Raw genomic sequence first — 13345 nt, 5'->3', positions numbered from 1 at the left:
CCCCCCCCCCCCCCCCCCCCCCCCCCCCCCCCCCCCCCCCCCCCCCCCCCCCCCCCCAAGGCAGGTCCGGCTGCGCCGTCCCGCGGGGGCCGCCCGGACCCGCGCCTCAAACGCCGGCGAGGCTGGGGGTTGCCCCCGCACCTCGAACGCCGGCGAGGCTGAGGGTTGCCCCCGCGTCTGCAGGCAGGGCTGGGGGTTGCCCGGCGGGGCTGGGGCCGGGGCCCGTCAGGCCCGGACGGGGGTTGGGGTGAGGCGGCCGTCGGTCATGGTGGTGGTGTGGTCGGCCGACGACAGGTGCGCGGGGTCGTGGGTGACCAGGACCGTTGCCGTGCCCCGCTCACGCGTCAGGGCGACCAGCAGGGACAGCACGGCCGCACCCCGCTCGTGATCGAGCGCACTCGTCGGCTCGTCCACCAGCAGCACGGACGGCTCGTTCATGAGCGCCCGCGCGATGTTCACCCGCTGCCGCTGCCCGCCGGACAGCTCGTGCGGCCGCCGGTCCGCCTTGTCCGCCAGCCCCACCGCTTCCAGCAGCTCCAGCGCCCGCCGGCGCAGCGCCCGCGAGGGCCGGCCGGCGACGTGCGCCATCACGAGCAGCTGCTCCGCGCAGGTCAGCGACGCCAGCAGGTTCGGCTGCTGGAAGACGATGCCGATGTGCTCGCGGCGCAGCGCCGACTTCCCGGCCGCCGACAGCCGCCCGGTGTCCTGCCCGGCCACCACCACCCGGCCGGAGTCGGGTGTCACCAGCGTCGCGGCCACCGCGAGCAGGCTCGACTTGCCGGAGCCGGAAGGCCCGACCACCGCCGTCAGGGTGCCCGCGGGCACGTCCAGGTGCACCGCGTCCAGGGCGGTCAGCCGGCCGTCGCCGTCCGGGTAGGTGAGCGTGACGTCGTCGAGGAGCAGGGTCATCGGGCACTCCCGAGTGCGGTCAGGGGGTCGACGGCGGTGATCCGCCGGATGGACAGCGCCGCCCCGAGCATCCCGAGGCCGGTCATGACCAGCGCGGGAACCAGGACGGTCGGCAGGTCGAGGACGAACGGCACGTCGCCGCCGCCGATCAGTGCCCCCAGCCCGGCGGCGAGCAGCGAGCCGAGGCCGGTGCCGGCCACGAGCATCACGAAGGCCTGCCCGAGGGCGTCCTTCAGCAGGTAGGGGGTGGCTGCGCCGAGCGCCTTGAGGACGGCCACGTCCCCGCTGCGCTGGATCGTCCACACGGTGAAGAAGGCCCCTATGACCAGCGCGGAGATGGCGAACAGGAAGCCCCGCATCAGCTGGAGCGAGCCGTTCTCCGCGGTGTACGAGCCGATGGCGGTCAGCGCCTCGTCCCGCGGCAGGGTCTTCGTACCGGCGGCCGAGTCGGCGGCCGCGAGGTCGGCCCCGCCGGTGGTGCGCAGCGCGATCACCGTGGCCTGCTCCTGCGGGGCGGTGCCGGCGGTGCCCAGGCGCTGCCAGTCGTCGAGGGCCACCCAGACGACCGGCGTGTGGCTGAAGGCGGCGGTTCCGGCCACGGCGGCGACGGTCTCCTCGACGCTGCCGATGCGTACGGCGTCCCCGGCGGCCGCGCCCAGCTCCTTCGCGGCCTTCTCGGACAGGATCACCCGGCCCGGCCCGAGCGGGGCGTCCGGGACGTGCGGGGCGAGACCGGAGCCGGGCTCCACGCCGAAGGCGGAGACGGCGGCGGTCCGCCCGCCGGCGGCCGCGTTGAGGGTGCGGATGCCGACCGGGTCGGCCGCGGTCACCCCCGGCCGGGCTGCCCAGACGCGCCAGGCGGTCTCGGGCACCGACGAGTTGGTGAAGGACACCTTCCGGTCGCCGGCGGGGGCGGCGAAGGCCAGGTGGTCGGCGGGCAGGCCGGTGATGGCCGAGGTGTTCTCCCGGGCCAGTCCCGCGGTCAGCCCGGACAGCAGCCCCACCAGCAGGGTGATCAGCACCACGACGGCGCCCATCAGGGCGAAGCGGCCCTTGGCGAACCGCAGATCTCTCCATGCGACGAACATGTCCCCCACCCTGGCCGCCGGGGCGGCCCGCGGGCATCGCGCCGCGGGAGGCGTCTTCGCGTCGAAGGGTGCACGCGGACATCGAACTTTCGGTTGACCGCCGTCCGCGGCCGCGCGTCTAGGCTGGATTCCGCCATGGAATCCCGCCCCCTCACCCCGGTCGCCCGCGTGCTGCGGCTGTGTCTGCACGCCCTGCTGCTCGGCCTGCTCGCGCTGGCCGCCGTACGGGCCGTGGCCGACGGGGAGCCCCAGGCCGGCCGGGCGGTCGCGGCGGCCGCCGTGACGGCCGGCGTGTACGCGGCGGGGGTGTGCACCCCCGCGGTGCGGCGCTCGCCGAAGGCCGGCGCGCTGTGGCTGGCGGTGCTTCTCGTGGCGTGGGCGGGGCTGCTGGCCGTGTCGCCGCTCGGGGTGTGGATCGCCTTCCCGCTGTACTTCCTCCAGCTGCACCTGCTGCCGCTGCGGTGGGCGCTGCCGGCGGTGGCCGTCACCGCTGGCGGCGCGATTGCCGGCTTCGCGGCGCACGGCCCGGCGCTGAACCCGGGCGCCTTCCTCGGCCCGCTGCTGGGCGCGGCGGTGGCGGTGGCGACGGTGCTCGGCTACCAGGCGCTGTACCGGGAGAGCGAGCGGCGCCGGGAGCTGATCGAGGAGCTGATCACCACCCGGGCGGAGCTGGCGGCGGCCGAGCGGACCGCGGGCGTGATGGCGGAGCGTGAGCGGCTGGCCCGCGAGATCCACGACACGCTGGCGCAGGGCCTGTCCTCGATCCAGCTGCTGCTGCGGGCGGCCGAGCGCGGGCTGCCCGCCGGGTCCGCGGCGGCCGGGCACATCGCGCAGGCCCGGCAGGCCGCCCAGGACAACCTGGCCGAGGCCCGCCGGTTCGTCCGTGCGCTGACCCCGCCGGACCTGGAGCACGGCTCGCTGGCCGCGGCTCTGGAGCGGCTGTGCGGGGCGACCCCCGGGCCGCGGGTGCGGTTCTCCCTCAGCGGCGGCCCGGCCGAGCTGCCCACCCCGTACGAGGTGGCGCTGCTGCGGATCGCCCAGTCGGCGCTGGCAAACGTGGTGCGGCACGCCGCGGCGGACCGCGCCGAGATCACCCTGACCTTCATGGACTCGTCCGTGACCCTGGACATCGTGGACGACGGCCGTGGCTTCGATCCGGGCGCCGGGCCGGCCGCGCCGGCCGGCGAGGGCGGCTTCGGGCTGCCCGCGATGCGCTCGCGCGCCGAGTCCCTGGGCGGCACCTTCACCGTGGAGTCCGCCCCCGGCCAGGGCACCGCCCTGGCCGTCACCCTGCCGCTGCCCGTGGAGCACCCATGACGATCCGCCTGCTGCTGGCCGACGACCACCCGGTGGTGCGGGCGGGCCTGCGCGCCGTCCTCGACACCGAGCCGGACTTCGCGGTGGTGGCGGAGGCCGCGACCGCGGAGCGCGCGGTGGAGCTGGCCGCCGCCGAACCGGTGGACGTGGTCCTGATGGACCTGCAGTTCGGCGCCGGGATGCACGGCTCTGAGGCCACCGCGGCCATCACGGCCCGGCCGGGCGCGCCCCGCGTGCTGGTCCTGACCACGTACGACACCGATGCCGACATCCTGGCGGCGGTGGAGGCGGGGGCCTCCGGCTATCTGCTCAAGGACGCGCCGCCGGAGGAGCTGGCGGCGGCGGTGCGCACGGCGGCGGCCGGCCAGTCGGCGCTGGCCCCGGCGGTGGCGCTGCGGCTGATGGACCGCATGCGCACGCCGGCGGAGTCGCTGACCAAGCGGGAGCTGGAGGTGCTCCAGCTGGTCGCGGACGGCCTGTCCAACCAGCAGATCAGCAAGAAGCTGTTCCTGAGCCAGGCCACGGTGAAGTCCCACCTGGTCCACATCTACGCCAAGCTGGGCGTGGACTCCCGTACCGCCGCGGTGGCGCAGGCGGGCGCCCGGCGGCTGATCCGGACGCCGTAGGCCGGGTCTTCCGGACGGGCGCCGTCAGGCCACCCAGTGCGGCAGGTCCACGGCCGGGTGCAGGGGGACGCTGCCGTGGACGGCGGCGGCGAGGCGGCGGACGCCTTCCGCGAGGCGGTCGGGGGGCAGCGTGTACGGGATCCGCAGGCGGTGTTCGAAGGTGCCGGGTTCGGCGCCGAAGCGGGCGCCGCGGCCGATGTGCACGCCGGCGGCGCGGGCCCGGTCGGCGAGGGCCGAGCTGACCGGCTCGCCGAGGTCGACCCACAGGGACAGGCCGCCGGGCGGGAGCTGCCAGCGCCATTCGGGGGTGTGCAGTTCCAGGGCGGCGGCCAGGGCGGCGCGGCGTTCGCGCAGCTGGTCCAGGCGGGCGGGCAGGCCCGCGTCGAGGTGTTCGAGGAGGCGTACGGCGACCAGCTGGTCGAGCATCGAGCCGGTCATGTCGGCGGCCACCCGGACCGCGGTCAGCTCGGTGATCAGCTGGGCGCCGGCCCGGATCCAGCCGACCCGCAGGCCGCCCCAGTGGGTCTTGCTGAGGGAGCCGACGGTCAGCACGTGGTCGGCGGAGCCGCGGGCGCCGAGGGAGGCGAGCGGCGCGGGCCGGGGGACGTCGAGCGCGATGTCGGAGATGGTCTCGTCGACGATCAGCCAGGTGCCGGCCCGCCGGGTGGCGGCGAGCAGCCGCAGCCGGTCCTCCTCCGGCATCAGCAGCCCGGTGGGGTTGTGGAAGTCCGGCACCATGTACGCGGCCCGGGGGTCGGTCTGGCGGAGGGCTGACTCGGCCATGTCGAGGTCCCAGCCGTGGTCGGAGACGGCGACGGGTTCGGTGCGCAGCCGGGCGTGGCGTACGGCGTCCAGGGCGTTGGCGTAGGTCGGGTTCTCGGTCATGACCCGGTCGCCGACCCGGCACAGCAGGCCGAGCGCGAGGACCAGGGCCTGCTGGGCGCCGGCGGTGACGAGGATCTGGTCGGGGCGGGTGGGCAGGCCGCGGCGGGTGTAGCGCCCGGCGATCGCGGCCCGCAGCTCGGGCAGGCCGTACGGGCGGTAGCCGGGGGTCCGGGCCACTTCGGCGAGCCGGGGTGCGGCCCAGGCCAGGGCTTCGCCGAGGACGCCGTCGGGGGCGCCCATGGCGGCGATGGCGAGGTCGATGCCGTCGTCGTCGGGGACGAGGGCGTGCACGCCGACCGGGGCGTGGCCCTCGGGGAGTTCGGTGAAGGTGCCGGAGCCGCGCCGGCTGCGCACGTAGCCGCTCTCGCGCAGCAGGTCGTAGGCGGCGGTGACGGTGGCCCGGCTGGCGCCGACGGCCTCGGCGAGGTTGCGCTCGGCGGGCAGCCGGACGTGCAGGGGGATTCGGCCGTCGAGGATCAGGGTGCGGACGGCTTCGGCGAGGGCCTTGTAGCCGGGGCGGGCCAGGACTTCCGGGGGGAGCAGGGCGGCGAGCCGGCGGCTGCCGAGGGTTCTGTCCGCCGTGTGGACCACTCGTGCGTCTGCCATGCCAACCTCCCCCGATTGGCACTGCCACCCAGGCCAATCGGACTCCAGACTCCTCTCATTGGCCCTCGATTGGCAAGGCCGATTGGCAGTTCGATGAGCAAGGGAGACCCCATGAACACGCACGTCACCTCCACCGCCCGGCACACGGACCAGCTCCTGACGGACCGCAGCGAGCGGGCGTTCCAGCAGGCCCACGAGTCGCGCACCGCCCTGCCGTTGCCGGTGGCCCCGCTGCTCCGCGCCGGTCTGCGCACCCTGCGCGGGCTGACCACGGCCCGCCCCGGCCGCCGCCCGGCCACCGCCCGGCGCACCCACGGCCCGGAGCATCCGGTACGGGCGTAACGGCCCGGCCGCGGTCAGCGCCCCTGGCCGGTCTCCGTGAAGGCGCGGACCGCCTCGCGGAGGGCGGCCAGGGGCGCGGCCAGGGCGCTGACCGAACCCAGGGCGCCGGCCACGGCGAGCAGGGAGCGGAGCAGCCGGGCGGGTTCGGCAGTGCCGCCGAAGGCCATGGCGCCGAGTGCGGCGAGCTCCTCCTCGGCGATGCCGCGTTCGGCGAACTCCCGTGGATGGGCGGCGAGTTCGCGGCGGAGCCGGGACACCGCGGAGCGCAGCGCGACCACCTTCGGGTCTCCGCCTCCGTTCCCCTCGCGCTCGCGCACGCCGGTCAGTCAACCACGACCGGGTGGTATCCAGGAGGCATGGCACACACCCAGATCACCGCGCCCCGCATCGCCGGGCTGCTGCTGGCGGCCGGCGGCGGCCGGCGGCTCGGCGGCCGCCCCAAGGCCCTCCTCGACTACCGCGGCCGGCCCTTGGTCGAGAACGCGGTCCGGGTGCTGCGGGAGGCGGGCTGCGACCCGGTGCACGTGGTGCTCGGGGCGGCCGCGGCGGAGGTCCGGGAGCGGGCCGACCTGGCGGGCTGCGTCCTCGTCGACAACCCGGAGTGGGACGAGGGGATGGGGTCCTCACTGCGGGCCGGACTGGCCTCGCTGGCCGGCAGTGGTGCGCAGGCGGTGCTGGTCTCGCTGGTCGACCAGCCGGGGATCGGGCCGGAGGCGTGCGCCCGGGTGCGGGCCGCGTACCGCTCCCCCGGCACCCTGGCGGCGGCCGCGTACGACGGGGAGCGCGGGCATCCGGTGCTGTTCGGCGCCGAGCGGTGGCCGGACATCGCCGCGACCGCGACGGGTGACCGCGGTGCGCGCGTCCACCTGAGGAATCACGCAGCGGACCTCATCCTGGTGGAGTGCGGCGACATCGCCGAGGACTACGACATCGACACCCCGCCGGATCTGGCGCGGCTGTCCTGAGCGGGGTGTGACGGTGGTGGCACCGAGAGCCACCCGAAGAGTGGAATCTGTCGAACCGGAGAATCTCGACATCAACAAACCATTGAACTTCCACGACGTGGAAATTACTATCCACTGGTCAGAAGCGCCCTGAACCACCAGACGGCGCCCGCGACCGTACCCCGGAACTCTCAACACCCTTCGGCACTCCGTGCCGTGCACGAGCATTCCCGCGGCCGCAAGGCACCGCCGCTGAAGGAGTGACAGATATGTCAGCACCAGCGCCGTCCCCGCTGGCCATCGTCGACGCCGAGCCCCTGCCCCGGCAGGACGAGGTCCTCACCGAAGCGGCACTGGCCTTCGTGGCCGAGCTGCACCGGCGGTTCACGCCCCGCCGGGACGAGCTCCTCGCCCGCCGCGGCGAGCGCCGCGCCGAGATCGCCCGCACCTCCCACCTCGACTTCCTCCCGGAGACCGCACAGATCCGCGAGGGCGACTGGCAGGTGGCACCGGCGCCGGCGGCGCTGAACGACCGCCGCGTGGAGATCACCGGTCCGACCGACCGCAAGATGACCATCAACGCGCTCAACTCGGGCGCGCGGGTCTGGCTCGCCGACTTCGAGGACGCCTCGGCTCCCACCTGGGAGAACGTGGTCCTCGGCCAGCTCAACCTCATCGACGCCTACGAGCGCCGCATCGACTTCACCGACCCGAAGTCAGGCAAGTCGTACGCCCTCAAGCCCGCCGGGGAGCTCGCGACCGTCGTGATGCGGCCCCGCGGCTGGCACCTCGAAGAGCGCCACCTGCAGATCGACGGGCGCGCCGTCCCCGGCGCCCTGGTCGACTTCGGCCTCTACTTCTTCCACAACGCGCAGCGCCTGATCGACCTCGGCAAGGGCCCGTACTTCTACCTGCCGAAGACCGAGTCGCACCTGGAGGCCCGCCTCTGGAACGACATCTTCGTGTTCGCGCAGGACCGGGTCGGCATCCCGCAGGGCACCGTCCGTGCGACCGTCCTGATCGAGACGATCACGGCCGCGTACGAGATGGAGGAGATCCTCTACGAGCTGCGCGACCACGCCGCGGGCCTGAACGCCGGGCGCTGGGACTACCTCTTCTCCATCGTCAAGAACTTCCGTGACGGCGGCGAGAAGTTCGTCCTCCCGGACCGCAACGCGGTGACGATGACGGCCCCGTTCATGCGGGCGTACACCGAACTCCTCGTCCGCACCTGCCACAAGCGCGGCGCGCACGCCATCGGCGGCATGGCGGCCTTCATCCCGTCCCGCCGGGACGCCGAGGTCAACAAGGTCGCGTTCGAGAAGGTCAAGGCCGACAAGGACCGCGAGGCCGGCGACGGCTTCGACGGCTCGTGGGTGGCCCACCCGGACCTGGTGCCGATCGCGATGGCCTCCTTCGACGCGGTGCTCGGCGACAAGCCGAACCAGAAGGACCGGCTGCGCGAGGACGTCTCGGTGGCCCCCGGCGACCTGATCGCCATCGACTCGCTGGACGCGAAGCCCACGTACGAGGGCCTGCGCAACGCCGTCCAGGTCGGCATCCGCTACATCGAGGCCTGGCTGCGCGGCCTGGGCGCCGTCGCCATCTTCAACCTGATGGAGGACGCGGCCACCGCCGAGATCTCGCGCTCGCAGATCTGGCAGTGGATCAACGCGGGCGTCGTCTTCGAGAACGGCGAGCTCGCCACCGCCGACCTGACCCGCCGGGTCGCCGCCGAGGAGCTTGCCGCGATCCGCGCCGAGGTCGGCGAGGAGGCCTTCGCGGGCGGCAAGTGGCAGCAGGCCCACGACCTGCTGCTCCAGGTCTCCCTGGACGCCGACTACGCGGACTTCCTCACCCTCCCCGCCTACGACCGCCTGGTCGGCTGACCCGCACAGCAGCCGCCCCGCACCACCCCGCCGATGCCCCGCCGTCCCCGACGGCGGGGCATCGGCACGTCAGGCCCCGGGGGCCAGCCGGCGGGCGAGGAAGGCCAGGTGCTGGCCGAGCCCGGCACGCAGGTGCGGGGTCGGCGGCGGGCCGGGGCGGGTGGCGCAGTGGTGCAGCCAGGCGTCGCCTGGACTGAACGCCGGGCCCCGGTAGGCGGGTTCGGCGGTGAGCCGGCGGGCCTGGGCGTGCAGGGCGGCCGGCGCGGGGGCGGCCGCCAGCAGGAAGGTGCGTTCCGTGGTGTAGCGCAGCACCGGGTGCTGCGGGCCGGCGCCGGGCGGCTGCGCGCAGTGGTCGCCGTACGTGACGGGGACGGGGAGCAGGCCGGTGCAGGCGCGGGTGACGGTGTGCCAGATGTCCCATTCAAAGCGGTGCGCCTCGACCGGTTCGCGGTCGGCCTCCTCGGGAACGGCCGCGGGGAACGAGCCGGCGAGGACGGCGATGGTCCGCCAGTCGCGCAGCGGGCCGAGCCCGGTGAGCGCCTCGACGGCGCGGTCGTCGGCCCGGTGGTGTTCGTCGGCGACCGGGCCGAGGTCGAGGAGCAGGTCCACGGGGAGGCGGGCGGGGATCCGCCGCAGGAGGGCGCGGAACTCCCCGCCGGCGTCGGCCGCCGCAGACCCGGAGGGGGGCACCGCCATCCGGACGGCGAGTCCGGATCCGGTGGTGCGGGCGTATGCGAGGCAGGCGGAGAGCTGCCAGGCGGGGCGGCCGGTTCCGGTCACCGGGCGGGCGGCGGTGCGGCGCAGGGCGGGCCACAGCCGGTCGGTGACGGCGGCCGGCACGTGCTCCAGATGGCGGGCGTCGACCCAGGCCGGCGCGGACCGCTGGACCAGCGCGAGGTCGGCGCCGGTGGTGCCGGCGGCGGCCGGGCCGGGCGGGACGGTCCACAGCGGCCACACGGCCTGGCGCAGCCGGCGCGGCAGGCTGCCGTAGGCGGCGAGCGGCTCCCGCTGCGCGGGCAGGGCGGGCACATAGACGGGCTCGACCATGCCGGCTGCTCCCCCTGTCGCCCGACCGGTGCCCCTCAGGGTGCGGGCGGAACGTTCCCGGCGGAACGGCGCGATTCGGCCAACTCCCGCAAGTCCGGGTCGAACCGAACGACCGATCGGTCGTTACCCAAAAGTAACCTGCGGCTACCTAGCGGTAACAAACCGGCCCGTGGCACCTTTCCGTTGCCACCGGCCGGAGGTACCCCCACATCCCCAGCCACGTGCCCGAGTTGACCTTTCGGGTACGGGCCGACCGCAGGAGTTCCGCAGTGACCGGAAACCGCACCTCCCGCACCGCCCCGTCCGCCTCCCCGCGCACCGCCCGCCTCGCCGCCGCTGCCGCACTCGTCCTGCCGCTCACCGCCACCGCCCTGGTCGGCACCGCGGCCGGGCCGGCCGCGGCCAGCCCCGGCACCGGCCCCACCGCCGTCGTCGCCATGGGCGACAGCTACATCTCCGGCGAGGCCGGCCGCTGGAAGGGCAACAGCCTGACCAACAGCGGCAGCCGCAACGGCTCCGACCGCGCCTGGGTCTCCGGCAGCAGCTACGACCCGTCCCGGGTCTACGGCAGCACCGCCGGCGGCTGCCACCGCTCCGACTCCTCCGAGGTCAACAGCGCGGCCGGGATCGCCGACACCGCGATCAACCTGGCCTGCTCGGGGGCCGTCAGCGACAACGTCTTCCGCGCCTCGAACGGCGGCGTCGCCTTCAAGGGCGAGGCCCCGCAGGCCGACCGGCTGGCCGCCGTGGCCGCCTCCCACAACGTCAAGATGATCACGCTGTCGATCGGCGGCAACGACCTCGGCTTCGCCGACATCATCTCCAACTGCGCCTACGACTTCGTCCTGTGGAACTCGTACTGCCACGACGACCAGCAGGCCGCGGTCAACGCGAAGATCGACGGCGTGATGACCAAGGTCGGCAAGTCCGTCGACGAGATCCGCGCCGTCATGTCGAACGCCGGCTACGCGGCCGGGGACTACCAGATCGTGCTGCAGTCCTACCCCTCCCCCATCCCGCGGGGCACCGAGAACCGCTACACGCAGAGCGACTGGAGCCGCTACAACACCGGCGGCTGCCCGTTCTGGAACAAGGACTCCGACTGGGCCCGGGACTCCCTCGTGCCGCAGATCGCGAACCGTCTCAAGGGCGTGGCCACCGCCAAGGGCGTCCGCTTCCTCGACCTGCGCGACATGCTGCAGGGCCGCGAGGTGTGCGCCAAGGCCAGCAGGCAGGTGACGTCCGCCCAGGCGCCGTCCGCCACGACCAGCGAGTGGGCCCGCTGGATCGACAACAACTCCACCCAGGGCCTGGTGCAGGAGTCCATGCACCCCAACTACTACGGCCAGCTCGCCCTGGGGCGCTGCCTGACCCTGTTCGCGGCCGACGGCGCCGGCAGCAAGTCCTGCCGCAACACCGCCGGCGGCGACCACACCGGGATGTACCTGGCGGCCACCCCGTAGGGTCTGTCCCGGAACCCCGGCGGCCGGGACGGGCCCGGCGGCCCCGGGCCCGTCCCGTGCACCGCACCGCACCGCACACACCGTGCCCGGCGCGGGGGCCGGGCGTCCTCGCCCCCGGTCCCCGCGCCGTCAGTCCAGGGCCAGCAGTTCCCGCAGCCCCGCCCGGGCGCCCTCCGCGTAGGCCCGCGTGTAGCCCTCCTCGGAGAGCCGGGCCCGCAGCACCGCCTCGGACGGCGCCCGGCCCCGCGACCACAGGGCCGCCGACCGCGGGTCGCGCAGCAGCACCGCCCGGATCCGGTCCACCGCCCCCAGCAGCCGGGCCGCCTCGCAGTGCCGCCCCAGGTCGGTCTCCAGCGCGGCGAGCAGCTCGGCCCCCGCGGCCTGCCCCAGCAGGTCGCCGAGGATCAGCTGGATGCCCAGCGCCCGCAGCAGTTCGGTGCGGGCGCTGTCCCACTGGGCCTCCCGGCGCAGCACCCGGGCGTACGCGTAGCTCTCCCAGGCACTGGCCCAGGAGTCGCCGGGACCCACCGGCGGCCCGTCCTCGACCGGCACGGCCGCCGGGTCCGACAGCGCCAGCGCCATCGTGTACGAGGCCACCAGCAGGGCCCGGCCCGGCCCGAACTCCGGTTCCGCCGGCAGCAGCTCCAGCGCCTCGCGGAACTCGGCGGCCGCGTCGTCGCACCGCGAGTCCCACAACGCCACCGTGCCCCGGGTGTGCGCGAGGTACGCCACGCAGGCGTCCTCGCCCTCCTGGACCGCGGCCGACCAGCCCTCGATCAGCAACGGGTCCACCCCGTCCGCCTCGCCCAGGCAGCCCACCAGCCAGCCGGCCAGCCACAGCGCCCGGGCCGGCCGCGGCGCCGGATGCAGGGCCAGCGCCCGCTCCACGTGCCGGCGGCCCTCCACGAGCAGCCCGCAGGCCGCCCACAGGAACCACAGCGCCACCGCGATCTCCAGCGCGGCCGCCGGCCCGGCGCCGCCCATCGGGTTCATCGCCACCCGCAGGTCGGGCAGGTCGCGCAGGGCCACCTCGCGCGCCTCGCGCTGCAGCCCGGCCCGCCACAGTTGCGCGGACCGCTCGGCGGTCAGCCGGAACCACTCGTGGTGGCGGCGCGCGACCTCCGCATGGTCGCCGCGTACGAGCAGCAGCCGCGCCGCGTGCGCCCGTACCGGCAGCGGCAGCCGGTACCGGCCCGCACCGGCGTCCAGCAGCAGGCCGGGGGCCAGCCGGCGCAGCGCCGCCCCCGCCTCCTCCCGGGTGAGCGCACCGAACCCGCACACCGCCTCCGCCGCCGCGTGGTCGAAGGCGCCCGCGAACACCGACAGGCGCTCCCAGAGCAGCCGTTCGGCGGGCGAGCACAGCCGGTGGGTGCGCTCGACGTCCCGTCGGCTGCCGCCGCCCGGACCGCCCGCGAGGAACCGCAGCGGATCGGCCTCCACCCGGCGCAGCGCCTGCTCGGGCGCGAACTGGTGCAGCCGGCCGGCGGCGAGCTCCAGGGCGGCGGGTATGCCGTCGAGGGCGCGGCACAGCCGGGCCACCGGGGCCGCGTTGCGGCGGGTCAGCTCGAAGAACGGGTCGGCGCCCCGGGCCCGCTCGGCGAACAGCCGGACCGCGGCGTATCCGCCCGGGTCGTCGCCGCCGTCGCCCTCGGCGGGCGGCACCGCGAGGGGCGGCACCGGCAGGCAGACCTCCCCCTCGATGCCGAGCGGCCACTGCGAGGTCGCCAGCACCCGCAGCAGCGGCAGCCGGACCAGCAGCCGTTCGACCAGCCCGGCGCAGGTGCCGCCCAGCTGTTCGCAGCCGTCGAGCACCAGGACCGCGGCCCGGTCGGCGAGCCGTTCGACGAGTTCGCCCTCCAGTGCGGCCCACCGTTCTTCAGGCAGGCCCGCCAGGTCGGCCCAGACCGGATCCGGCGGGAATCCTCCGTCGGCGGACGGACCGCCGCGGACCGCCCGGACCGCGATCCGGGTCTTGCCGATCCCCGCAGGGCCTGTGAGAGTGACCAGGCGGCCGGCCGCGAGCAGGGCGGACGTGGCGGCCAGCTCGTGCTCCCGGCCCACGAAACTCGACGGCTCGGCGGGTACCGAGGCGCGTACGCCCCCTGGGGACTCGCCCACACTTCCTCCCGCTGCTCACCGGATGCCCGCGACCCCCGTGCCGCGCAGAACGCACCAAAGAGAGATCATCGGCTGTCACACCGGTCCGCCCGCCCGCGGCCGGGAGAACCA

At 75.3% G+C, this 13345-nt stretch carries 12 protein-coding genes; 6 read left to right on the top strand and 6 right to left on the bottom strand.

Annotated features, from left to right (window positions below; translation table 11 throughout):
* Nucleotides 1–225 precede the first annotated feature (225 nt).
* Complete coding sequence (locus LG634_RS32735; RefSeq protein ID WP_226739331.1) at nt 226–909, bottom strand: ABC transporter ATP-binding protein; 684 nt, start codon at nt 907–909, stop codon at nt 226–228.
* Nucleotides 906–1997, bottom strand: a complete 1092-nt coding sequence (locus LG634_RS32730; protein ID WP_226739329.1) for an ABC transporter permease — start codon at nt 1995–1997, stop codon at nt 906–908. Before LG634_RS32730 ends, LG634_RS32735 begins: the two co-directional genes overlap by 4 nt.
* Before the next feature lie 135 nt (nt 1998–2132).
* On the opposite strand from LG634_RS32730, the gene LG634_RS32725 reads away from it, so the two are divergent.
* Together LG634_RS32725 and LG634_RS32720 are read left to right on the top strand one after the other, a co-directional pair.
* A complete protein-coding gene (locus tag LG634_RS32725; protein WP_226739327.1) occupies nt 2133–3314 on the top strand; it encodes a sensor histidine kinase in 1182 nt (393 codons plus the stop codon).
* The gene (locus tag LG634_RS32720; RefSeq protein ID WP_226739325.1) at nt 3311–3940 is read left to right on the top strand and encodes a response regulator; all 630 of its coding nucleotides are present in this window, start codon (nt 3311–3313) and stop codon (nt 3938–3940) included. Before LG634_RS32725 ends, LG634_RS32720 begins: the two co-directional genes overlap by 4 nt.
* Nucleotides 3941–3964: 24 nt before the next feature.
* On the opposite strand, the gene yczR is transcribed toward LG634_RS32720, so the two are convergent.
* Nucleotides 3965–5431, bottom strand: coding sequence for a MocR-like transcription factor YczR (gene yczR, locus LG634_RS32715; protein WP_226739323.1), 1467 nt, complete (start codon nt 5429–5431; stop codon nt 3965–3967).
* A 111-nt stretch (nt 5432–5542) separates the two neighbouring features.
* Between yczR and LG634_RS32710 the strand changes: the two genes are divergently transcribed.
* The gene (locus LG634_RS32710; RefSeq protein ID WP_226739321.1) at nt 5543–5773 is read left to right on the top strand and encodes a hypothetical protein; all 231 of its coding nucleotides are present in this window, start codon (nt 5543–5545) and stop codon (nt 5771–5773) included.
* A 14-nt stretch (nt 5774–5787) separates the two neighbouring features.
* Here LG634_RS32710 and LG634_RS32705 read toward each other — a convergent pair whose 3' ends face one another.
* Nucleotides 5788–6090: a DUF5955 family protein gene (locus tag LG634_RS32705; RefSeq protein WP_226739319.1), complete on the bottom strand. Its 303-nt coding sequence runs from the start codon at nt 6088–6090 to the stop codon at nt 5788–5790.
* 39 nt (nt 6091–6129) lie between these two features.
* Between LG634_RS32705 and LG634_RS32700 the strand changes: the two genes are divergently transcribed.
* The gene (locus LG634_RS32700) at nt 6130–6738 is read left to right on the top strand and encodes a nucleotidyltransferase family protein (RefSeq protein WP_226739317.1); all 609 of its coding nucleotides are present in this window, start codon (nt 6130–6132) and stop codon (nt 6736–6738) included.
* A 248-nt stretch (nt 6739–6986) separates the two neighbouring features.
* Nucleotides 6987–8606 (top strand): malate synthase A, encoded by a 1620-nt coding sequence (gene aceB / locus LG634_RS32695; protein ID WP_226739315.1) that lies wholly within the window; start codon nt 6987–6989, stop codon nt 8604–8606.
* 69 nt (nt 8607–8675) lie between these two features.
* Here aceB and LG634_RS32690 read toward each other — a convergent pair whose 3' ends face one another.
* On the bottom strand, nt 8676–9653 hold the full coding sequence (locus tag LG634_RS32690; protein WP_226739313.1) for a beta family protein: 978 nt from the start codon (nt 9651–9653) through the stop codon (nt 8676–8678).
* A 269-nt stretch (nt 9654–9922) separates the two neighbouring features.
* Here LG634_RS32690 and LG634_RS32685 point away from each other — a divergent pair, with 269 nt between their 5' ends.
* A complete protein-coding gene (locus LG634_RS32685; RefSeq protein ID WP_226739311.1) occupies nt 9923–11116 on the top strand; it encodes a GDSL-type esterase/lipase family protein in 1194 nt (397 codons plus the stop codon).
* 129 nt (nt 11117–11245) lie between these two features.
* On the opposite strand, the gene LG634_RS32680 is transcribed toward LG634_RS32685, so the two are convergent.
* On the bottom strand, nt 11246–13234 hold the full coding sequence (locus LG634_RS32680; protein ID WP_226739309.1) for an ATP-binding protein: 1989 nt from the start codon (nt 13232–13234) through the stop codon (nt 11246–11248).
* Between the last annotated feature and the right edge of the window lie 111 nt (nt 13235–13345).

Origin of the sequence: Streptomyces bambusae (assembly GCF_020532645.1) — a bacterium.
Classification (GTDB): Bacteria; Actinomycetota; Actinomycetes; order Streptomycetales; family Streptomycetaceae; genus Streptomyces; species Streptomyces bambusae.
The sequence above is the reverse complement of the archived record's forward strand: the minus strand, read 5'-3'. Positions and strand labels throughout refer to the sequence as shown.